At 41.7% G+C, this 20,203-nt stretch carries 18 protein-coding genes and 2 pseudogenes; all 20 read right to left on the minus strand.

Translation table 11 applies throughout. From position 1 onward, the window contains the following. Nucleotides 1-33 precede the first annotated feature (33 nt). On the minus strand, nucleotides 34-1,311 hold the full coding sequence (locus tag BSM4216_RS15060; RefSeq protein WP_048624244.1) for an ABC transporter permease: 1,278 nt from the start codon (nucleotides 1,309-1,311) through the stop codon (nucleotides 34-36). After that, nucleotides 1,304-2,203, minus strand: coding sequence for an ABC transporter ATP-binding protein (locus BSM4216_RS15065; protein WP_048624245.1), 900 nt, complete (start codon nucleotides 2,201-2,203; stop codon nucleotides 1,304-1,306). Before BSM4216_RS15065 ends, BSM4216_RS15060 begins: the two co-directional genes overlap by 8 nt. Before the next feature lie 284 nt (nucleotides 2,204-2,487). After that, the gene (gene spoIIR, locus BSM4216_RS15070) at nucleotides 2,488-3,429 is read right to left on the minus strand and encodes a stage II sporulation protein R (protein WP_048624246.1); all 942 of its coding nucleotides are present in this window, start codon (nucleotides 3,427-3,429) and stop codon (nucleotides 2,488-2,490) included. Between the two features lie 315 nt (nucleotides 3,430-3,744). Next, nucleotides 3,745-4,617, minus strand: a complete 873-nt coding sequence (gene prmC / locus BSM4216_RS15075; protein WP_048624247.1) for a peptide chain release factor N(5)-glutamine methyltransferase — start codon at nucleotides 4,615-4,617, stop codon at nucleotides 3,745-3,747. A 2-nt stretch (nucleotides 4,618-4,619) separates the two neighbouring features. After that, entirely contained in the window at nucleotides 4,620-5,690 is a 1,071-nt protein-coding gene (prfA, locus tag BSM4216_RS15080; RefSeq protein ID WP_048624248.1) for a peptide chain release factor 1, read from the minus strand. A 186-nt stretch (nucleotides 5,691-5,876) separates the two neighbouring features. Next, nucleotides 5,877-6,311 (minus strand): hypothetical protein, encoded by a 435-nt coding sequence (locus BSM4216_RS15085; protein ID WP_003353362.1) that lies wholly within the window; start codon nucleotides 6,309-6,311, stop codon nucleotides 5,877-5,879. Between the two features lie 54 nt (nucleotides 6,312-6,365). After that, nucleotides 6,366-6,989, minus strand: coding sequence for a thymidine kinase (locus tag BSM4216_RS15090; RefSeq protein ID WP_048624249.1), 624 nt, complete (start codon nucleotides 6,987-6,989; stop codon nucleotides 6,366-6,368). 427 nt (nucleotides 6,990-7,416) lie between these two features. Then, nucleotides 7,417-7,617 carry a 50S ribosomal protein L31 gene (gene rpmE / locus BSM4216_RS15100; RefSeq protein ID WP_003353364.1) on the minus strand — a complete coding sequence of 67 codons (201 nt, stop codon included), beginning with the start codon at nucleotides 7,615-7,617 and terminating at the stop codon, nucleotides 7,417-7,419. Nucleotides 7,618-7,818: 201 nt separating this feature from the next. Continuing rightward, on the minus strand, nucleotides 7,819-9,105 hold the full coding sequence (rho, locus tag BSM4216_RS15105; protein ID WP_003353365.1) for a transcription termination factor Rho: 1,287 nt from the start codon (nucleotides 9,103-9,105) through the stop codon (nucleotides 7,819-7,821). Between the two features lie 239 nt (nucleotides 9,106-9,344). Next, nucleotides 9,345-10,310 carry a class II fructose-bisphosphatase gene (gene glpX, locus BSM4216_RS15110; RefSeq protein WP_003353366.1) on the minus strand — a complete coding sequence of 322 codons (966 nt, stop codon included), beginning with the start codon at nucleotides 10,308-10,310 and terminating at the stop codon, nucleotides 9,345-9,347. Between the two features lie 90 nt (nucleotides 10,311-10,400). After that, complete coding sequence (locus BSM4216_RS15115; RefSeq protein ID WP_003353367.1) at nucleotides 10,401-11,687, minus strand: UDP-N-acetylglucosamine 1-carboxyvinyltransferase; 1,287 nt, start codon at nucleotides 11,685-11,687, stop codon at nucleotides 10,401-10,403. A 448-nt stretch (nucleotides 11,688-12,135) separates the two neighbouring features. After that, the gene (gene fsa, locus BSM4216_RS15120; protein ID WP_048624251.1) at nucleotides 12,136-12,783 is read right to left on the minus strand and encodes a fructose-6-phosphate aldolase; all 648 of its coding nucleotides are present in this window, start codon (nucleotides 12,781-12,783) and stop codon (nucleotides 12,136-12,138) included. 94 nt (nucleotides 12,784-12,877) lie between these two features. Further along, nucleotides 12,878-13,744: a class II fructose-bisphosphate aldolase gene (locus BSM4216_RS15125; protein WP_003353369.1), complete on the minus strand. Its 867-nt coding sequence runs from the start codon at nucleotides 13,742-13,744 to the stop codon at nucleotides 12,878-12,880. A 171-nt stretch (nucleotides 13,745-13,915) separates the two neighbouring features. Then, nucleotides 13,916-14,275, minus strand: coding sequence for a response regulator (locus BSM4216_RS15130; protein WP_003353370.1), 360 nt, complete (start codon nucleotides 14,273-14,275; stop codon nucleotides 13,916-13,918). A gap of 570 nt (nucleotides 14,276-14,845) precedes the next feature. Then, complete coding sequence (locus tag BSM4216_RS15135; protein WP_003353371.1) at nucleotides 14,846-16,447, minus strand: CTP synthase; 1,602 nt, start codon at nucleotides 16,445-16,447, stop codon at nucleotides 14,846-14,848. 202 nt (nucleotides 16,448-16,649) lie between these two features. Further along, on the minus strand, nucleotides 16,650-17,198 hold the full coding sequence (rpoE, locus tag BSM4216_RS15140; protein ID WP_048624252.1) for a DNA-directed RNA polymerase subunit delta: 549 nt from the start codon (nucleotides 17,196-17,198) through the stop codon (nucleotides 16,650-16,652). 218 nt (nucleotides 17,199-17,416) lie between these two features. Next, nucleotides 17,417-17,623 (minus strand): hypothetical protein, encoded by a 207-nt coding sequence (locus tag BSM4216_RS15145; RefSeq protein WP_040341037.1) that lies wholly within the window; start codon nucleotides 17,621-17,623, stop codon nucleotides 17,417-17,419. Nucleotides 17,624-18,167: 544 nt separating this feature from the next. After that, nucleotides 18,168-19,289, minus strand: coding sequence for an RNA-guided endonuclease TnpB family protein (locus tag BSM4216_RS15150; protein ID WP_048622484.1), 1,122 nt, complete (start codon nucleotides 19,287-19,289; stop codon nucleotides 18,168-18,170). An 11-nt stretch (nucleotides 19,290-19,300) separates the two neighbouring features. Beyond that, nucleotides 19,301-19,706: pseudogene (gene tnpA, locus BSM4216_RS15155) on the minus strand (IS200/IS605 family transposase). A gap of 145 nt (nucleotides 19,707-19,851) precedes the next feature. Next, a pseudogene (locus BSM4216_RS16560) lies at nucleotides 19,852-19,997 on the minus strand (TetR/AcrR family transcriptional regulator); the annotation flags it as partial. Nucleotides 19,998-20,203 lie beyond the last annotated feature (206 nt).

A 20,203-nucleotide genomic window follows, 5' to 3' on the forward strand; every position in this document is an offset into this window, starting at 1 on the left:
ACTTTTTCGCCGCTTTTTCAATCCATAGCCGCATTAAAAAGGAATGTTTTTCTTTCTTTCGGACGTTGGTTCTTTTTTTGTCAACAGGAAGGCGGTTTTTATATTTTTCAGAGAAGAAGAAGTCCCGTACATCAGCACTCCCCCTCGATAAATTCGAGCGCCCATGACGGCCAGAATAATGATGGAAACGATCATAATCGCAATGCCGACTAAAACTTCCCAAGTGGGAATCCCCAATAGTCCATACCTCATAAACATAATCATCGGGGTGAAAAACGGAATATAAGATGCAACGGTAACGAAGGCAGCGTCCGGCTGATTCATCCCATACATGGACACCATAAAGCCGATCACTACTAAAAACGTCATTGGAAGCACCATTTGTTGAATATCTTCCACCCTGCTGACAAGCGATCCCAACAAAGCAGCCAATGTAGCATAAAGAAAATATCCAAGAAGGAAAAACACGATCGCGTATCCAATCGTGGAAGCAGCCATGCTGGAAATATGAAAATGTTTAATAAATGACAATACTTCCGAATTTGTTTGAAGTGCCAGAACACCGGCTGCGATTGCGATTATGATTTGCGTCAACCCCAACAGCCCTACACCCAAAATTTTGGCAAACATCTGCTTGATCGGCGACACACTGGAAATCAAAATTTCCATCACTCGAGAGGATTTCTCAACGGCCACTTCTGTGGCAATCATGTTGGCATACATAAGCACAGACATATAAATGGCTATTAACAGAACGTATACGAGCGCACTCGCCGCTCCCTGCTGTTCTTTTGATTGGGCCTTTCGATCAAGAGGCACCTTTTCAAATGAAACAGGGGAGTTTAAAAGAGCCAGCTTATCAGAGGTAAGCTGAAGTTTTCCGGCGACCATTTGCCCCTTCACCGTTTGCAAAGCATTTTTCAACCGATCGGCCGTATTGGAGTCAGAGGATTCCGATCGGTAAACGGCTTTCGGCAATTGTCGCTCATCAAGCGACAAGACCAAATAACCATCTAATTTTCCTTCACTTACTTGTTTTTTCAAAGCGGTTTCGTCATCGCCGGATTTTTCAAGTTTTATGTCTTTGTCTACGGCTGCCAAGCTCGTTTTTAAAGGCGCAAAGATAACGCCATTGCTTTCATCAAGTACAGCAATGTGTTTGACTTCATGGCCGTCAAAATAAGAAATGATTTTATTAATGTTGGCCATCAAAAAAATGGCCGCCACCAAAATGATCGTTGTCACTATAAACGATTTTGTTTTTAATTTAGTTCCATAAGTATGTACGAGCATCATCCAAAACTTATTCATAAGAAAGCCCCACTTTCTCTATAAAAATATCATTCAAAGAAGGCTCGTCTATTGAAAATTTGCGAACAAATCCTTTTCCGATCAGACTTTCCAAAATCGGCTGTCCGACTTCTTCCGTTTCTACTTGAAGAAGAGCTCCTTCACTTGTTTTTTTCCATTTCAATACCCCCGGAAACTCCTTTAAATAATCAAGCGAAAAATCGGCCGCAATGGAAATGTTCTTTTTCCCGAATGAACGCTTGATTTCACGAAGAGACCCTGATAAAACCGGACTGCCTTTTTGCATGATGCATACATGTTCGCATAGTTCTTCCACATGCTCCATACGATGGCTGGAGAACACAATGGTTGTCCCGCTGTTTTTTAAATCCAGAACGGCCTCTTTTAATAGTTCGACATTGACCGGATCAAGACCGCTAAACGGTTCATCGAGAATTAACAGTTTCGGTTTATGAAGAACGGCTGTGATAAATTGAATTTTTTGCTGATTTCCTTTCGAAAGTTCTTCCACTTTTTTCATTTCATATTGAGGCACTTGAAAGCGGTCCAGCCATTTTTTTAATTCCTTCTCGGCGTTTTGTTTGTCCATGCCTCTTAACCGTGCCAAGTACACCACCTGGTCTTTCACCTTTAATTTCGGATACAGCCCTCTCTCTTCGGGCAAATATCCAATGTAAGGACTGGTTTCGTAGTTGATCGGCCTCCCGTCCCACAGAATGGAGCCATTCGACAAATCCAACAACCCCAAAATCATTCGAAATGTGGTCGTTTTTCCTGCACCATTCGCTCCGAGAAATCCGAAAATTTCGTTGGACGGAATTTCTAACGATAATTGATTTACTGCTGTCAAAGAACCAAATCGTTTTGTCACATTTTCCAGTTTCAAAGACATGAAATCACTCCTTTTGAAAACAAACCGTCTATTTAGATCCTTCCTCCAGTGAAGAAGAGTGAAAATCTCTTAACTGAGTAAAGGCCGGAAGCTGGTTTCAGCACCTCTTTCTTCGGGAAAAGGACCCAGACTCGAAAAAATCTTGCTCCAAATTACATTTACGTTTAAGCTGAAAATAAGTTTCTTGTTTTTTTATAATTCCCAATTTTTTCTCTTTTCCCTGCCGATGCTCCCAAAATGGCACATGAAAAAACACCTCGACAACCCATTCGAGGTGCTTCCGATTAAAAGAGCTTTTTCATGACATCCACGATTAAAAAATGAACCTTTACTTTCTCTTCGTCGCCGACATAAACAGGGGGTTTGCTGCTTTTTTTCTTAGAGACGCTGTTTTTCTTGATGGGATCTTCTTCCTTTTTCTTTTTTGTTTCCTTTACGTTTGCCGAATGGTCTCTCGACAACTCGCTTTTATTTTCCATTTGGCCGTCTGCGCCCGCGGCAGATAAAGAAGGCTGTTCGATACCTTCTCCCGTTGAACTTGTTTCTGTTTCATCTTTTTTTCTCGGGGCCTCGATTGGATTCTTTTCAGTCACCGTTGAATCGTCCTCTTTGTCCACTGTCGATGGTGCCGACTCGACCTCTTCTTTCTTATTCGTTTCTCTTTTTTCGGTCTTTTCTTTTTTCTCGTTCACACCCGGATTTGCCTCCGCTTCATTGCGAACGGCCACACTGTTAGAAAAGTCAAGAAAACAAAGCGGAGGATAGAGAACACACCACCAGTTGGCTCCTTTCCCTTCTCCTAATGTAATTAAAACCGCTTCATAGTCTCCCGCCGGATATAAATATTGACCGTACAGTTTGGTTGGAAACTGGATGTGCTTCCCATATTCAACTTTCACCGATTGATGAATTCCTTCCTCGTCCATGACGCGGGAAGCAATACGTTGTATTTCCGGAAGTTTGCTTTTGATCACTTTCCTTGCTTGGCTGATAGAAGTAAGATCTTTCACCCATAACTGAATATGGGCATTCACTTCATCGCGTATTTTTCTTTTCACTGCTTGGTCCTCCGGCTTATCGCTGTTGGCCAAAATCCTTAATCGAATCGCCTGATCCGGGATAACCACTGTTTCCTCCGCGGCTGTTTCCTGCTTCGGTATATATAAACTGAAAATGGTTCCCATTGAAAGAATCAATAAATAGAATACTGCCGTATACTTTTTCATTTCATCCACCTCTCCCCTCTAAAAAGCAGTGTGGACATAATCACCGGCAATTAAACACGGAAAATAAAATTTCATAGAAACCTATTTTCAGTACAAGCCTTATCAGACAAAACGAAAAAGCCACCCGGGTCGTCAATCTTCCTCCCCAAGTGGCTTCCTACAGGCTTATTCACTTAAATGGACTAACAAAAATCAGAAAGCATGGCGCATAAGGGGGTTTCTTTTTTGATGAGAAATTCAAATAGGATCTCTTTATTCTATCAACTTCAGAGCCTCTGTTTGTTTCCATTCAAGGAACCCTTTCGCCAGCTGCATTCACTGATGATTCTTCATCTCCATAAATACCATGCGGTCTTTGCCGTTTATATCAAACACAACCTGTATGTCCCCTTTAGGAAACACTTTTTTCAGCATATCCGCTACAACTTGCCCTTGGCCGGCACCGACTTCGAAACCGACAAGAGCCTGTTCTTTTAATACAAGCGGAAGCTGGGTGCAAAACCGGCGATATAGATCCAATCCGTCTTGCCCTCCAAATAAAGCCAATTCCGGCTCATGATCTTTCACGACATCGGCTAATAAATCCTTTTCGGCCAGCGGAATATAAGGAGGATTCGAAAGAATGACGTCCAATTTTATTCCTTTATCAATGAATGGCGTTAACAAATCTCCTTCCACCCATTGAACATCAGCTCCTAAACGGTTTCCGTTTTGGATAGCCACATCGAGCGACGGCCGGGAAATATCCACACCATAAACGATACAGTCCGGCCGTTCCAATTTGACGGTAACAGCGATGGCTCCGCTCCCGGTACCGATATCCGCAATCGTCAATCCCTTTTTGCCGTCAAATAAAACAGACATTCTTTTTAAAGCGTAATAAACCAACTCTTCCGTCTCCGGCCTCGGAATCAACACGTTTTTATTCACTGCAAAAGTTCGGCCGAAAAATTCTTCAGAACCTACTAAATATTGGACGGGGACGCCCTCGCTATGACGATGCACCCAGTCAACAAACTGTTCTTGTTCTTTTCGGCTTAAATCTGTTCGCAAATTAGCCAACAGTTTGGCTCGATCCATTTTCATGACATGCATAAGCAAAATTTCTCCCGCATTTTGATCGCGTTTATGCTCTTTTAAAAAAGAAGAAGCCCAATTAAGGGCTTCGTATAATTTCCATCCCGCCATGTCTAGTCCTCTAAATTTTCCAGTTTTTTCGATTGCTCTTCCAAGATGAGAGCATCAATCACCTCATCCAGTTTTCCTTCCAGCACTTGATCAAGCTTCTGGATCGTCAAACCGATTCGGTGATCGGTAACGCGATTTTGCGGAAAGTTATACGTGCGAATGCGTTCAGAACGATCTCCTGTGCCGACAGCGGATTTGCGTTTTTCATCGTACTCTGCCTGCGCTTCCTGCTGATATTTGTCATAAATGCGGGCGCGCAATACTTTCATGGCTTTTTCTTTATTTTTGATTTGCGACTTTTCATCTTGGCAAGACACAACAATTCCGGTTGGAATATGAGTTAAACGGACTGCCGACATGGTTGTGTTTACACTTTGCCCGCCCGGACCGCTGGAAGCAAACGTATCGACGCGAATATCCTTTTCATTGATTTCCACTTCTACTTCTTCCGCTTCCGGCAGACAAGCAACCGTCGCAGTGGATGTATGAATCCGGCCACCCGATTCTGTTTCCGGAACACGCTGAACCCTGTGCGCGCCGTTTTCATATTTTAACCGTGAAAAAGCTCCTTTACCTTGAATCATAAAAATGATTTCTTTATATCCTCCAAGTCCTGTTGGATTCGCTTCGATTACTTCTGTTTTCCAACCTTTTGACTCAGCATAGCGGCTGTACATGCGGTACAGATCTCCCGCAAAAAGGGCTGCCTCTTCTCCCCCTGCCGCTCCGCGGATTTCCATGATAACGTTTTTATCATCATTCGGATCTTTCGGAAGCAGCAGGATTTTTAATTGCTCTTCCAAATCCTCCAGTTGACCCTCGAGATCATGCAGTTCTTCTTTTACCATTTCGCGCATTTCCGGATCAAGCTTTTCCTCCAGCATTTCTTTCGCTTCTTGGTATTGCTGCTTTTTCTTTTTATATTCACGGTACGTTTGCACGGTTTCGGCTATATCCGACTGCTCTTTTGAATAATCCCGAAGCTTTTTCGGGTCGTTCACAATTTCGGGATCACTCAGCAGTTCATTTAATTTCTCGTACCTGTCTTCCACTGCCTGCAAACGATCAAACATTCATGTCACCTCTACGTTCAGTCTTAAACGTTCTTATTATAGTATACAGGATGGCCAGCCACAACACCAAAAAATTAAGTGAAACTTTCATAAGCGGGGATTTTGTTAGTTGAACTTATCGAGCAGTTAAGGGCAGTTGGACCTTTTTCTTATACATATAAAAAGGACTCCCTAACGCAAGGGAGCTTATCGCTGCTTGATATCCACCTCGATCCGGTAACGCGGAAGGGCTTGGATGAGCTTTCTATGCAATCTTGCTTCCGCTTTGTCTTCATCGGACAGTTTTCTGTGGGTATTGACTTTTACCCACATCGTCCGTCCGTTGATCCAAACGGAATCAATCTCATAACGATTTGTATCATTGCGAATCACTTGCTTTGCTTTCTCAATATCAGTGCCTAAATTCGGCTGATCGGGCGCTCGATCAATAAAATTAGGATTTTGGTTTGTGTTTGTCGGGTCGTCACGCTCCCTGCGCTCTTGGCTGCCGAGACGATCTCGATGGCTTACAAATTGAACTCCATGACGGTCTTCCCGTTCTCCATAGGTCGAATCCCTTTCAATCATTCCACAGCCGTTCAACAGCAAAAACACCACAGCGGCCATTAGGAAAAAACGCATAAAAAAACACCTCCTTTTCTTAGGATAACCAATAAAAAGGAGGGTACTATTGCTTTATATTTCCTGAGAGGAAGCTAAGCTTTTCTTTTGTAGTTCTTTCTCTGATCCAGGAACGATGTGATGATGGCGGCACCTCGGCTCGTAACTTTCGGACGCTCCTACCAAGATGATCGGATCATCATAACTAGCCGGCGAACCGTTTATAAGCCGTTGTGTCCGGCTTGCAGGCGAGCCGCAAACCGTGCAAACAGCTTGTAGTTTTGTGACCATTTCTGCCGTCGCCATTAAAGCAGGCATGGGTCCAAAAGGCTCTCCGCGAAAATCGAGATCTAATCCCGCCACGATCACACGGTGTCCTCGATCCGCTAAATGTTTTACGGCTTCAACAATGCCTTCATCAAAAAACTGGGTCTCGTCGATCGCTACAACATCAATGTCTTCCGTGACCAATTCCACAATCTCTTGAGAAGATTCTACCGGGATTGCCTCAAAGGATATTCCGTTATGAGAGACAACCGCTTCTTCGCTGTAACGATTGTCCAATTTTGGTTTAAATACAAGGATGTTTTGTTTTGCAAATTCTGCTCTGCGAACACGACGAATCAACTCTTCCGATTTCCCGGAAAACATGCTGCCGCATATGACTTCCACCCAACCGGAATGTTCCATGACATACATAGAAAGAGCCCCACTTTCCAAGAAATTCCGTTCAAGAATTTAAGAAACCAATGAGCAGCCGGGGCCTGCATCCCGCACTGCCTTCTCAAGATTTCCATAAGCTTTTACGGATCATTTCCCGTAAAAAACGATTTTGTGTTTTAGACACGAAGTCCGATCTAAATAAGTAAAAAACGATTGCAAACGGCAATGATCCTTTTATACCCCGTACTGCCGTCATGCATGTCCAGGATGCAGCCCCATCCATTTTCCCGGCCCCGGAAAGCAGATCCTTCTCCGGGCAAAGCAGCTGCAAAAAAATAGAGGCAATATCGTTCATTGCCCCTATACCATTGTTTCCACGAACAAGAGACTATTATAGCTGCTTCCGCCGGGAACAAAAAACAGGCAAGCAGTTGATAAAACTCGCCTGTCACTCTTTCGATTCTTATTTAAGACCGTATTTTTTATTAAATTTATCAACACGACCGGCTGCAGAAGCGAATTTTTGACGTCCTGTGTAGAAAGGATGGCATTCAGAACAAATTTCAACGCGAAGCTCATCCTTCACGGAACCACTTTCGAATTCATTTCCGCAAGCGCATTTTACTTTTACTTTTTTGTATTCAGGATGAATACCTGGTTTCATTCTTTTCATCTCCTTTTATGCCCTGAGTCATCTGAAACAGAGTTCTATGAAAGTGCGGAAACAACCGCATACTTCTTTTTTCAAAAAACACTAGTAGGATTATAGCAGAAAATGTATTTCATTGCAACAAAAGTGTTTGCCTCTTCTGGTGAAAAAAGCCACCAAATCTTTCCCCAGATCACGTGTTCATTTTCAATGCTTTTACATCAAAATCCGTTTAGACATCCCATTCGTTTTCATTTCCTCAGCAATTTGCTCAAAAAATTCACTATTGGTTTTGGTTTGTTTAAGCTTGCGCAAAAATTTCTCTGCCAAATCCGGAGAATCTGACATCGTTTTTCGAATCGCCCATAAAACATCCAGCCGTTCTTTATCAATCAACAATTCTTCTTTACGCGTTCCGGAACGACGAATATCAATCGCCGGAAAAATTCTTCTCTCAGCAAGATTCCGATCGAGATGAAGTTCCATGTTGCCGGTTCCTTTGAATTCTTCATAAATCACGTCGTCCATGCGTGAACCCGTATCCACAAGAGCAGTTGCCAAAATCGTCAAGCTCCCGCCTTCTTCAATATTGCGGGCAGCTCCAAAAAATCTCTTCGGACGATGGAAAGCAGCCGGATCAATTCCTCCGGACAACGTTCTTCCGCTTGGCGGAATGACTAAGTTATAAGCTCTGGCAAGCCGGGTGATGCTGTCCATTAAAATCACAACGTCTCTTTTATGCTCTACAAGACGCATGGCTCTTTCCAAAACAAGTTCAGCTACTTTTATGTGATTTTCCGGAACTTCATCAAATGTAGAACTGACGACTTCTGCTTGAACGGACCGTTCAATATCAGTCACTTCTTCAGGTCTTTCATCTATCAACAGAACGATTAATTCTGCCTCAGGGTGGTTGGTTGTGATAGCGTTGGCAATTTCTTTTAGAAGCATGGTTTTACCTGCCTTTGGCGGAGCCACAATGAGTCCGCGTTGGCCAAATCCCACTGGAGTGATGATGTCCATGATTCTGGTGGATAGATTGGATGGTGAAGTTTCAAGTTCTATTTGTCGGTCAGGATAGAGCGGTGTTAAAGCCGGAAAGTGCACCCTTTCTTTTGCTGATTCAGGATCATCCCCGTTGACGGCCTCTACATGAAGCAAGCCGTAATAACGTTCATTTTCCTTTGGAGGACGAACCTTTCCGGAAACTTTATCACCATTTCGGAGATCAAATCGTCGAATTTGGGATGCCGATATATAAATATCTTCAGAGCTTGGCGAATAATTAATGGGACGGAGAAAACCAAACCCTTCTGACTGGATGATTTCAAGAACGCCTTCCATGAAGAAAAAGCCCTCTTGTTCTGCCCTTGCTTTCAGTATGGCAAAAATTAATTCTTTTTTGGTTAATTTGCTGTAGTAGGAAATTTTATACGTTTTGGCTAACTCATATAATTCTTTCAGTTTCATGTTTTCTAAGCATGAGATTGTTAGTTCTTCCATTTTGACACCACACTTTTTATTATTCAGTTTTTCACAACATTTTATTCTTCATCAAATGGCAATAGTTTTAATCAAATATATGAGGAAGAGATAGAACGGAAAATTCGCGAAAGCCATATCTATTTTAACTGGTTCATAGGGATGTATCAATAAGAGAACAAAAAAGAAAGGAATAAATCGTACAAGCCGGGAGCCTGTACGATCAAAAGGAAGAACTGTTCAATTCTCTGGGCGGTTCCTTAAGGTTTTATGACGAGGTTCGGCTTTTTGTTTAAACTATGGCGTCCTTCAATAAAACGAACCGTGCCTGATTTTGCTCTCATGACCACAGAGTGTGTTGAACCATAAGTGCCTTTAAATTGAACTCCTCGTAATAATTCTCCATCCGTGACGCCGGTAGCAGCAAAGATGGCGTCATCGCCCCGCACCAAATCTTCCATGCGGAGAACTTGATTGACATCGACTCCCATGCTTTTGCACCGATTCAATTCTTGATCATTTTGCGGCATAAGTTTTCCTTGAATTTCTCCGCCTAAACACTTTAAGGCTACGGCTGCAATTACTCCCTCAGGCGCCCCTCCAATTCCGAAAAGAATATCAACGCCTGTATGGTCAAAAGCTGTATTGATGGCAGCTGCTACATCTCCATCGTTGATTAATTTAATGCGAGCTCCTGCTTCACGAAGCTCGGCGATGATATGCTCGTGACGCGGGCGGTTCAAAACCGTTGCCACGATATCTTCAATGTCTTTGTTTTTTGCTTTTGCTACTGCTTTTAAATTGTCGATGATCGGAGCGTTGATGTCAATTTGTCCAACAGCTTCCGGACCGACCGCAATTTTATCCATATACATATCGGGAGCGTGCAAAAGGTTGCCATGATCCGCAACGGCAATGACCGCTAAAGCGTTCCAGCCGCCGGATGCGACAATATTCGTTCCTTCCAGCGGATCTACTGCTACATCCACTCGAGGGCCATAGCCTGTCCCTAATTTTTCTCCTATATAAAGCATCGGTGCTTCGTCCATTTCGCCTTCGCCAATAACCACGGTGCCTTTCATTGGAACCGTGTCAAACACATCTCTCATTGCCGTTGTAGCAGCGTCATCCGCTTCGTCCTTTTTTCCTCGTCCCATCCACCGCGCTGAAGCAAGAGCAGCCGCTTCCGTCACGCGGACAAGTTCCATCGATAAGCTTCTCTCCATAATGGGTTCCTCCTGTATTACACATAACTAGAATTTGTATAACATAATTACAGATTTATTGTAACACATTTAGGAGGAAAATAGAGTGAATCAGGAACTTTTTATTTGTTCTAATTCTTCTTCTGATAATTTTTCACGCCAAACTGTCGCACCGAGGCCGTTTAATTTTTCCACTATATGGCTGTATCCTCTATCAATATGTTCGACACCTGTCACTTCCGTAATGCCTTCCGCGAGCAAGCCTGCGATCACAAGTGCAGCACCGGCGCGTAAATCGCTCGCTTTTACTTTCGCCCCTTGAAGCTTAACCGGACCGTCAATGATGGCGGAACTGCCCTCAACTTTAATTTTGGCGTTCATTCTTCTCAGTTCATCTATATGTTTGAGGCGTGCGGAATAGATGGTATCTGTCACAATTGATGTGCCCTTAGCTTGAGTAAGAAGAGTGGTAAATGGCTGCTGCAGATCTGTTGGGAATCCTGGATAAACAAGAGTTTTAATATCAACTGCTTTGATTTCGCCGCTTTTCCCGACAAATATTTGGTCATCTCCGATATCAATGGGTACATTCATTTCCCGAAGTTTGGCTGTGACGGACTCTAAATGAGGGGGAATGACATTGTCGATGAGAATTCCTTCTCCAATCGCCGCAGCCAAAATCATGTATGTGCCTGCTTCAATTCGATCAGGAATAATGGTATGCCGACACCCGTGCAAATGTTCCACTCCATCAATTCGAATCACGTCTGTCCCGGCTCCTTTGATTTTGGCTCCCATATTATTCAGCAAGGTGGCTACATCAATAATTTCCGGCTCTTTCGCCGCATTTTCGATCACTGTCCGCCCTTTCGCTTTCACTGCTGCCAGCATGATATTGATCGTGGCGCCTACACTGACCACATCCAAATACACCCTCGCCCCCCGCAACTCTTTCGCACGTAAGTAAATGGCTCCTTGCTCGTTTGTTACCTCAGCACCGAGCGCTTCAAAACCTTTAATGTGTTGGTCGATAGGGCGTGGTCCAAGATGACAGCCTCCAGGGAGTCCAACAACGGCTTTTTTAAACCTGCCCAACATCGCACCCATTAAATAGTAGGAAGCGCGCAGCTTTTTCACCCTGCCGTTGGGGAGCGGCATGGAAACCATTTCTGTTGGATCAACTGTCATCTCATTTTTTTCAAAGGTAACCTTACCGCCAATTTCCATCAATAAATGTTTTAAAATTTGGACATCAGAAATATCAGGCAATCCTTCAATGGTTACCGGAGACTCTGCTAAAATCGTTGCCGGTATAAGAGCCACAGCGCTGTTTTTTGCTCCGTCAATTTTTACCGTTCCCTTTAGTGGATATCCTCCTGCGATTTTTAGCTTTTCCATGGTAGACTCCCTTCCGATTACCTTGTTGAAAAAATTAAACGAAACTCCATCACATTATTGTTCATCATTCATTGATGACAAGTGTGATTGATCGGGATTTTTATTTCATAGGATGGCTCTATCATCTTGCAACACAACTGTTCTGGTGCCGCAGTTTGCTGCCTTCCTGCTAAAACAAAAGATAACGATTTCACTACTTTTAAGAACTTATATTTATCCATTCAAACAGAGGATTTCATGGATTCTTTTTTAGTTTAAACAAAATATCATTTTTCATGTATAAATATTGGAATTTTTTTCAAATCATAGATTTTTGTCTTTTGATGCATTCTTTGGGATTACCGCTATTCCGCTAGAAGGTGCTCCGGCTAAGCAAATCAAGGAAAGTCAGACTTTCCAAAAACTTATACATCAGCAGGGGAAGCGCCCCGCTGATGAAAAATTTATTTTATTTCAGCGATCTTCCGCCCCAATCGGCAAGAAAAGCAGCAATACCTTTGTCAGTAAGCGGATGATGGAACATTTGCTTCAATACTTTAAACGGAACAGTGGCGATATGAGCGCCTTTTAAGGCAGCTTCGGTGACATGCTGAGGATGGCGAATAGAAGCAGCAATGATTTCGGTTTCAATATCATGGATCGCAAAAATATTAGCAATTTTTTCGACCAATTCCAAACCATCATGCCCAATATCGTCCAGTCGTCCCAAAAACGGAGAAACATAGGAAGCTCCGGCACGAGCGGCTAAAAGGGCTTGATTGGCGTTAAAAATAAGGGTTACGTTTGTTTTAATGCCTTCTTTTTTAAAAGTGGAAACGGCTTTTAATCCATCGGGAGTCATAGGTACTTTAATCGTAATATTAGGAGAAATTTGAGCCAATTCCCGTCCTTCCCGAATCATTCCTTCCGCATCCGTCGCAATCACTTCTGCACTGACAGATCCATCCACAAGGGATGTAATCTCACGAAGGCGATCTTGAAAAGAAACATTTTCTTTTGCTACTAAAGAAGGATTGGTTGTCACACCTGATAGAATCCCCCACGAATGGGCTTCTCTAATCTCTTCTATATTAGCTGTATCAATAAAAAATTTCATGACGCCACCACACCTCTTCCATTATTTTCAATTGAGTAATGTACGGAAACCGCCCTATTAAGATAAGGCGGTTTCAAACTGACTATTCATGATTTTAAAATGCTTTTCCTGAAGAACCAAATTCGCGGATTTTGCCGATAACCGTTTCTTTAATGGTATCGCGGGCCGGTCCCAAGTATTTACGTGGATCGTACAAATCCGGTTTTTCTGCAAGAACTTGGCGAACAGTTTTTGCAGAAGCTATTTGGTTTTCTGTATTTACGTTAATTTTGGCAGTGCCAAGAGAAATGGCTTTTTGAATATCTTTTGTTGGAATTCCTGTACCACCATGAAGCACGAGCGGAACTCCTGTTAAATCTCTTATTTCTTTCATACGGTCAAAACCAAGTTTCGGCTCTCCTTTGTACGGACCATGAACAGATCCCAGTGCAGGAGCAAAGCAGTCTACACCCGTTTCTTTCACAAGACGATCGCATTCAGAAGGAATAGCGTACATTGCTTCTGCCTCTTCAACAACAAGGTCATCTTCTTGTCCACCAATGCGGCCAAGTTCCGCTTCAACGGAGACGCCAAAAAGATGGGCAAGTTCCACTACTTTTTTCGTCAGCGCAATGTTTTCTTCAAGAGGGTAGTGGGAACCGTCAAACATAACGGAAGTGAAACCAGCATGAATCGCTTTTGCGCATGTTTCAAAGCTGGAACCATGGTCAAGATGGATAGCCACTGGCACCGTAATTTGATATTCTTCCATCAATGCTTTAACCATGTTTACAACCAATTTAAATCCGCCCATGTAGCGAGCTGCGCCTTCAGAAACTCCAAGAATAACAGGAGATTTTTCTTCTTCAGCTGCTTGTAGAATCGCTTGGGTGAATTCTAAGTTGTTAATATTGAATTGACCCACAGCATATCCTTCATCTTTAGCTTTGTTAAGCATTTCAGTCATGGAAACTAAAGGCATAATTTTTCCTCCTTAACTCATTCCCTGGAAGTTTAATCGGCAAAGGACCCTCCCTTACCTAAACCAACGGATGGAATTTACATTGTTTATGATACCAAATTCATATCTTTTTTACCAACATGGGTACGTTTTCACAAAAAAAATTCTTCACTTGTTCAAATATACCCGAAATTAAGAAATATATTGCTTAACGGCATTGCGTATATCATCAATGTCAAACGGCTTTGCGAAATGTGTGAGAACTCCCAATTCTTTTGCCTCTTGAATCATATCCAGTTCTCCATAAGCGGTCATAATAATCACCCTGATATCCGGGTCTTTTTGTTTCATTCTTTTGAGTATTTCAATGCCATCCATTCCGGGAATTTTCATATCCAACAACACTAAATCAGGAGAATACCGGTCGACAATTTCAAGAGCTTGTGCGCCATTGGAGGCTTGGTACGTTTCATACCCTTCTTTTTGCAAGACTTCGTTCAACAAAATTCTAATCCCAAATTGATCGTCGACGATTAATATTTTCTCTGCCATATGGATCCCACCCCTTACAATGGTTTGAATTCGTACCGGTATGTATATTGATGCCCCATCCCAACTAAATAAACAATGAAACATGAACAGCGAAAGAGGTACCTCCTCCTATCCTGAACCACATCTATCTCTCTAAATCAAAACTATACTTCTCTTTTTTACGATTAAATTCCTTCTTTCTGGAGATGTTTAAAACCATAATTTTGCCATATTGTATTATAAAAGTAGATTTTAAACAAAAAATATCCTCCACAAAATTAAGGCCCTTTTTCACGTTTCATTTTCCATTCATTCCATCCGTTTGTCTGCGACCTTTCTGAAAGGATGAATGGCCCATTCACTCAAAAAGGAAAAATAATCCATAATCGTGCTGATTGACTGTTTGAAAGCGATCCAAAAAAACAAAACTTCTGTGCAGAAGCGGCTAACCAATTTCTGCACAGAAGTTCGATTGACCATCATTCTATTGATCTTTTTAAAAAGCCTTGTCCTCTTTCAACGATTTCATGTCAAATGATAGATGTGTTTTTCCACACATTCATTTGATCTATATCTGAATAAGATACTTTCTTATGCTTGATTTTCTATAGCGGCTTTTACAAAGTCACGGAACAACGGCTGCGGACGAGTAGGTCTTGAAGTAAATTCAGGATGGAATTGGCTGGCGACAAACCAAGGATGATCTTTTAATTCGATGATTTCAACCAAACGCCCATCCGGACTTGTACCGGAAAAAACAAAACCATGTTTTTCCATTTGTTCCCGATATTCGTTATTAAATTCATATCGATGGCGATGACGCTCATAAATGACTTCTTCTTTATAAGCTTCATACGCTTTTGTCCCTTCCGAAAGCTTGCAAGGATACAATCCAAGCCGCAAAGTTCCGCCAAGATCCACTACATCCTTTTGTTCCGGAAGCAAATCAATAATCGGATATTTTGTATCAGGACGAATTTCAGAAGAATGAGCTCCTTCCAATCCCAGTACATTTCTAGCAAATTCCACCGACGCCAGCTGCATGCCAAGGCAGATGCCCAAGAATGGAACCCGATTCTCTCGGGCATATTGGATGGCAACGATCTTTCCTTCAATTCCCCGATCGCCAAATCCGCCCGGAACTAAAATTCCATCTGCCTCTTTGAGCAAATCGGATACATTTTCCGAGTTCACATGTTCCGAATTGACCCATTGAATTTCAATTTCTGAATCAAAAGCGTACCCGGCATGTCTTAAGGCCTCAACAACGGAAATATAAGCGTCTTGAAGTTCCACATATTTTCCGACCAAAGCTATCTTTGTTTTTCGCGATAAGTTTCTCACGCGGTCGACAAGTTCTTTCCATTCCGTCATATCCGCTTCATGACATTGCAATTTCAAATGTTGGCAAACAATTTCATCTAGTTTTTGTTCTTGAAGAGCGAGCGGAACGGCATACAATGTATCGGCATCTCTTGACTCAATGACAGCTTTTGGATCTATATCGCAAAACAAAGCAATTTTATCTTTCATTTCTTGCGATATCGGCATTTCTGTACGCACGACAATCACATTTGGCTGAATGCCGAGGCTGCGCAATTCTTTTACGCTATGTTGGGTCGGCTTCGTTTTCATTTCACCAGCTGCTTTTATATAAGGAATCAACGTACAATGGATGTACATCACATTGTCACGCCCAACATCATTTTTAATTTGACGGATTGCCTCTAAAAATGGCAGCGACTCGATATCGCCGACTGTTCCGCCGATTTCTGTGATCACCACATCCGCGTTCGTCGTTTTTCCTGCCCGAAATACCCGATCTTTAATTTCATTCGTTACATGGGGGATAACTTGCACCGTTCCGCCTAAGTATTCACCGCGTCTTTCTTTTCTTAATACAGCCGAATACACTTTCCCGGTTGTAACGTTGCTGTATTTATTTAAATTAATATCAATAAAACGTTCATAATGCCCAAGGTCAAGATCCGTTTCCGCTCCATCATCCGTAACAAACACTTCTCCATGCTGATATGGACTCATTGTACCTGGGTCCACATTGATATACGGATCAAATTTTTGAATCGTCACATTTAATCCTCGGTTTTTTAAAAGCCTGCCTAAAGATGCAGCCGTAATTCCTTTTCCCAAAGAAGAAACCACACCGCCAGTTACAAATATATATTTTGTCAATTTAGTTCCCCCTTCATAATGTTCGCTGATATCTGAAACAACTGTTGTATATAATGTTCCTTAGTTTTTTGGGTAAAATACAAAAACGCCCCTCTTACCTATGAACAGTAAGGGAGCGTTCTTTCTTCTTTATATACAAAAAAGTTTTTATAGAGCCCAGATAACATACTACAATTCTCATTAAAAGAAGTCAAGCGCAGAATTATAATTCCTTTTCTTTGTCAATAGTGTCTAAATCCTCGTCCAATTCGTCTTCGTCCAAATCATAGTCTTCATCCAGAAGATCGTCATCAAAATCTTCTTCTTCATCCAAATCGTCAAAATCCTCTTCGTCATCCAGATCTTCTACTTCGTCGAGGCTGTCATCAAAATCATCCAGATCTTCGAAATCACCATCCTCCACCGTATCATCGTAATCTTCGAGTTCATCTTCCACCGCTTTTTTCGCCTTTTTCTTTCGTACTTTAACCGTCGGAGCGGTTTCTTCTTCAATTTGATCAATTGGATACCACGCTCTTAACCCCCATTGGTTTTCACCTAAGGCAAGAAAACGACCGTCAATATTTAAATCCGTATAAAACTGAACCATTTTATCCTGAATTTCTTCATCGGACAACTCTAATATTTTTTGAATTTCGTTCAGTAATTGTTGGAATGGAATGGCTTGTTTTTTGTTTTCTAGAATGGCAAAGGCCAGCTCAATAAAAGACATTTCATTTAACTCATCTTTCGACAACTGTTCAAGATTCACTGTTCGCACTTCCTTTCTCTATTTCCACACTCTTTAAGGAGCGAAAAAAACAAAGTGTTGATCCATTCGGGTGCTTCCTGCTCAAGAGCACATAAAGAACACGGATTAAAACCCGGCCTTTTCTTATGCTGAAATTACGCTCTGTACATTATTGAACACTAGAATACATATTTTCCATTATAAACAATAATGCTTTGTTTATGCCATATATAATCCGCTTATTCACTCATTTTTTCACTCTTATAAGAAGTTCCCCAGATGCTCACATTCATTTTCTTCCGATCTTTTGTCTTCACTCGATAAGCAGCCGTCAGGAAAAAAATAGATAAAAACAAAAAAGGAACAGCTCCCAATTGTTTTTCATAAAGAAAGGAGGAGACAGCTACAAAGGAACCGATTGCGACCCATCTTCGCAAAATTTTCATCGCTCCACGCCCCAAGTTATCTTTCGCTGTATTATTATAGCGCGAATATTCTTCATATACTACTCCCTACTGCAGCTTCAGCAAAAGAGAGGGACCCCTCTTTTGATCATCACTTGACGTGCTTGGTCCCGTCTTTCGAAGAGATGAGCAAAATATTGAAATGTCTTATGAATGATCAGAAACCGACCGGCCTTTCCATCCGTACGACAAAATTGATTTCATCCTTTCCTCTTCTTCTTTTAACACCCTTTCGTTCCAAATGAAAGGGTGGTTTGTAAAAAAGACAGATATTCACAATTTATGTTTATGTCTTGGACAGACGAAATTGATTTGGTTTTTTACAATACGCAGTTTTTTATCGGAAAGAATACACAGAAACCTGCCAAATCTTTTAGCTCTTTCCTTGTTCCAACGTTTTTAAAATCCATTTTATGTACTGTGAACTACCCGCCACCTTCGCTTCGCTTAGAGTTGGGGGCTTCTAAGGTAATCGCACCTAACGGTACGAAATTTACTTAGCTATCGAGCCTGTTCCATGCTCTATTTATGATGATGTTAATGCCAACAGTCGCAATCCTTCACGCTTGATATTGATAGAAGCATTCCAATCTCTATCTGCTACAAAACCACAATCACAATGGAATATGCGCTCAGAAAGAGATAGAGACTCCTTTACTTGACCGCAACATGAACAAGTTTTGGATGATGGAAACCACTTATCTATTTTGAGAAGCTTTTTCCCCTGCTCCTCTAACTTGTATTGGAGAAATTTCGTGAACATGCCCCATGCATGATCAGCAACGCTTTTGCCGAAATTTAGTGCTTGGGACATTCCCTTCATGTTGAGGTCTTCGATAACCACGCAATCATATAGTTTCGCTAATTTGTACGATTCCTTATGTAGAAAGTCTTTTCGTTGGTTCGCAATTCTTTCATGTAGCTTCGCCACTTTTAGTCGTTGCTTGTGCCAACGATTAGAACCTTTCTTTCTGCGTGATAGAACACGCTGTTCTTTCGCTAATTTTCCCAAGGCTTGGCGATAGAAACGAGGGTAATTGGCTGTCTTACCTTCTTCACTATCGACAAATAAACCGTTCATGGAAAAATCTAAGCCAACAACAGCTTGTACTTCTTTTTGTACAGGTTGATGTTCGTATTCAGTGAGAATAGAAACATAGTATTTTCCTGTTTTTGTTCGAGAAACCGTACAAGACTTGATGATATGATGTGACGGAATTTCTCGATGTTGTTTGATTTTTACAAGTTTCAGTTTCGGTAATTTGATATAACCATCCAAAAGCATAATGTTTCCGTTGACCACGTTGGTTGTGTAGGACTGTCTCGCCTTTCGGCTTTTGAACTTTGGAAATTCAGCACGACCAGAGAAGAAGTTTTGGTATGCCTTCTGCAAATTCAGTTGAGCGTTTGCCAACGCAAGGCTGTCTACTTCTTTGAGCCATGGAAATTCCTTTTTGTACTTTGCAGGAGTCGGGAATTTTTTTTGCTTTTTCAAGGCTTCTTTGTCGTCCTTGAATGGTTCATATGTTTCCATTCGTTCAGCCAACATTTTGTTGTAGACGAAACGAACGCAGCCGAAGGTTTTTGTAAGAAGTTGCTCTTGTTCTTGTGTTGGGTACAGACGAAATTTATATGCTTTGTTTGCCATATCAAATCACCTCACTTCCTCCCTTGATTTTCTATATACTGCTTTATCACTTCAATGGGCGCACCACCTGTTGTAAGTAAGCAAAAGCTTCTTGACCAAAAATACTCTTTCCAAAGTTTTCTTTTCACTTGTGGAAAATGCTTTTTGATAAGTCTTAGAACTTGCACTTTTATAGGCATTGATGAACTTTGATAGTTCACTATTCGGATGTGCTTTGAACAAAATATGTACATGGTCAAGATCGTGATTCCATTCGCCCAAGGAAATATTGTAATGTTCACCAAGTCGAATAAACATATCTTTTGCATAGTCAGATATGGGGTCATCAATCACTTGTCTGCGATATTTTACGACCAGAACAAGATGATAATACAAAAGGAATACCGAATGATTATTATTATCTAATTCCGTTGATATAACAGTCTTTCATTTATATAAATACTGATTATATCGTAGTACAAAAAAGAGACAACTTTAGGCTACGCCTAACCGAAATTCATCTCCCACTTTCACTGGTGCCTCCGCACTTTCACGTTTAGAAGTAGGAGACTTCTTTCGGAGGGAAGTTAAATTCACTTGCCATTTCTTTAGTAGTTGTGCGATGAAACTCTTTTTTAAAAAAAGGACCGTCCCTCTAATCATCTCATTTCGCCTTTTTTGAATCAGTTGTTCATCTTTTACAGAAGCATGAACTTTTCTTCCTTTCATACGATCGACCGCCTTTTCATCAGGCATAGTTTGTTCTAGTCTTGGCTGCTTTTGACCATTTGCGGTAAAAAAAGTCTGCGCTCCTTTGCGTATTCTGGCGCCCTCTTTGACGGAGACCTTTTGATACTGTGCAAAAAAACGCAGAGGAGTCAGACTTCCGACTTCTCGTCCAATTGGGATCATGGTTATTTTATAGGCAAGCTCTT

The organism is Bacillus smithii, from assembly GCF_001050115.1.
Classification (GTDB): Bacteria; Bacillota; Bacilli; order Bacillales; family DSM-4216; genus Bacillus_O; species Bacillus_O smithii.

Bases quoted from the DNA above. Each gene is read 5' to 3' on its own strand.
- BSM4216_RS15060 (WP_048624244.1), bottom strand. From the start codon at position 1,311: ATGAATAAGTTTTGGATGATGCTCGTACATACTTATGGAACTAAATTA.
- BSM4216_RS15065 (WP_048624245.1), bottom strand. From the start codon at position 2,203: ATGTCTTTGAAACTGGAAAATGTGACAAAACGATTTGGTTCTTTGACA.
- spoIIR (WP_048624246.1), bottom strand. From the start codon at position 3,429: ATGAAAAAGTATACGGCAGTATTCTATTTATTGATTCTTTCAATGGGA.
- prmC (WP_048624247.1), bottom strand. From the start codon at position 4,617: ATGGCGGGATGGAAATTATACGAAGCCCTTAATTGGGCTTCTTCTTTT.
- prfA (WP_048624248.1), bottom strand. From the start codon at position 5,690: ATGTTTGATCGTTTGCAGGCAGTGGAAGACAGGTACGAGAAATTAAAT.
- BSM4216_RS15085 (WP_003353362.1), bottom strand. From the start codon at position 6,311: ATGCGTTTTTTCCTAATGGCCGCTGTGGTGTTTTTGCTGTTGAACGGC.
- BSM4216_RS15090 (WP_048624249.1), bottom strand. From the start codon at position 6,989: ATGTATGTCATGGAACATTCCGGTTGGGTGGAAGTCATATGCGGCAGC.
- rpmE (WP_003353364.1), bottom strand. From the start codon at position 7,617: ATGAAACCAGGTATTCATCCTGAATACAAAAAAGTAAAAGTAAAATGC.
- rho (WP_003353365.1), bottom strand. From the start codon at position 9,105: ATGGAAGAACTAACAATCTCATGCTTAGAAAACATGAAACTGAAAGAA.
- glpX (WP_003353366.1), bottom strand. From the start codon at position 10,310: ATGGAGAGAAGCTTATCGATGGAACTTGTCCGCGTGACGGAAGCGGCT.
- BSM4216_RS15115 (WP_003353367.1), bottom strand. From the start codon at position 11,687: ATGGAAAAGCTAAAAATCGCAGGAGGATATCCACTAAAGGGAACGGTA.
- fsa (WP_048624251.1), bottom strand. From the start codon at position 12,783: ATGAAATTTTTTATTGATACAGCTAATATAGAAGAGATTAGAGAAGCC.
- BSM4216_RS15125 (WP_003353369.1), bottom strand. From the start codon at position 13,744: ATGCCTTTAGTTTCCATGACTGAAATGCTTAACAAAGCTAAAGATGAA.
- BSM4216_RS15130 (WP_003353370.1), bottom strand. From the start codon at position 14,275: ATGGCAGAGAAAATATTAATCGTCGACGATCAATTTGGGATTAGAATT.
- BSM4216_RS15145 (WP_040341037.1), bottom strand. From the start codon at position 17,623: ATGAAAATTTTGCGAAGATGGGTCGCAATCGGTTCCTTTGTAGCTGTC.
- BSM4216_RS15150 (WP_048622484.1), bottom strand. From the start codon at position 19,289: ATGGCAAACAAAGCATATAAATTTCGTCTGTACCCAACACAAGAACAA.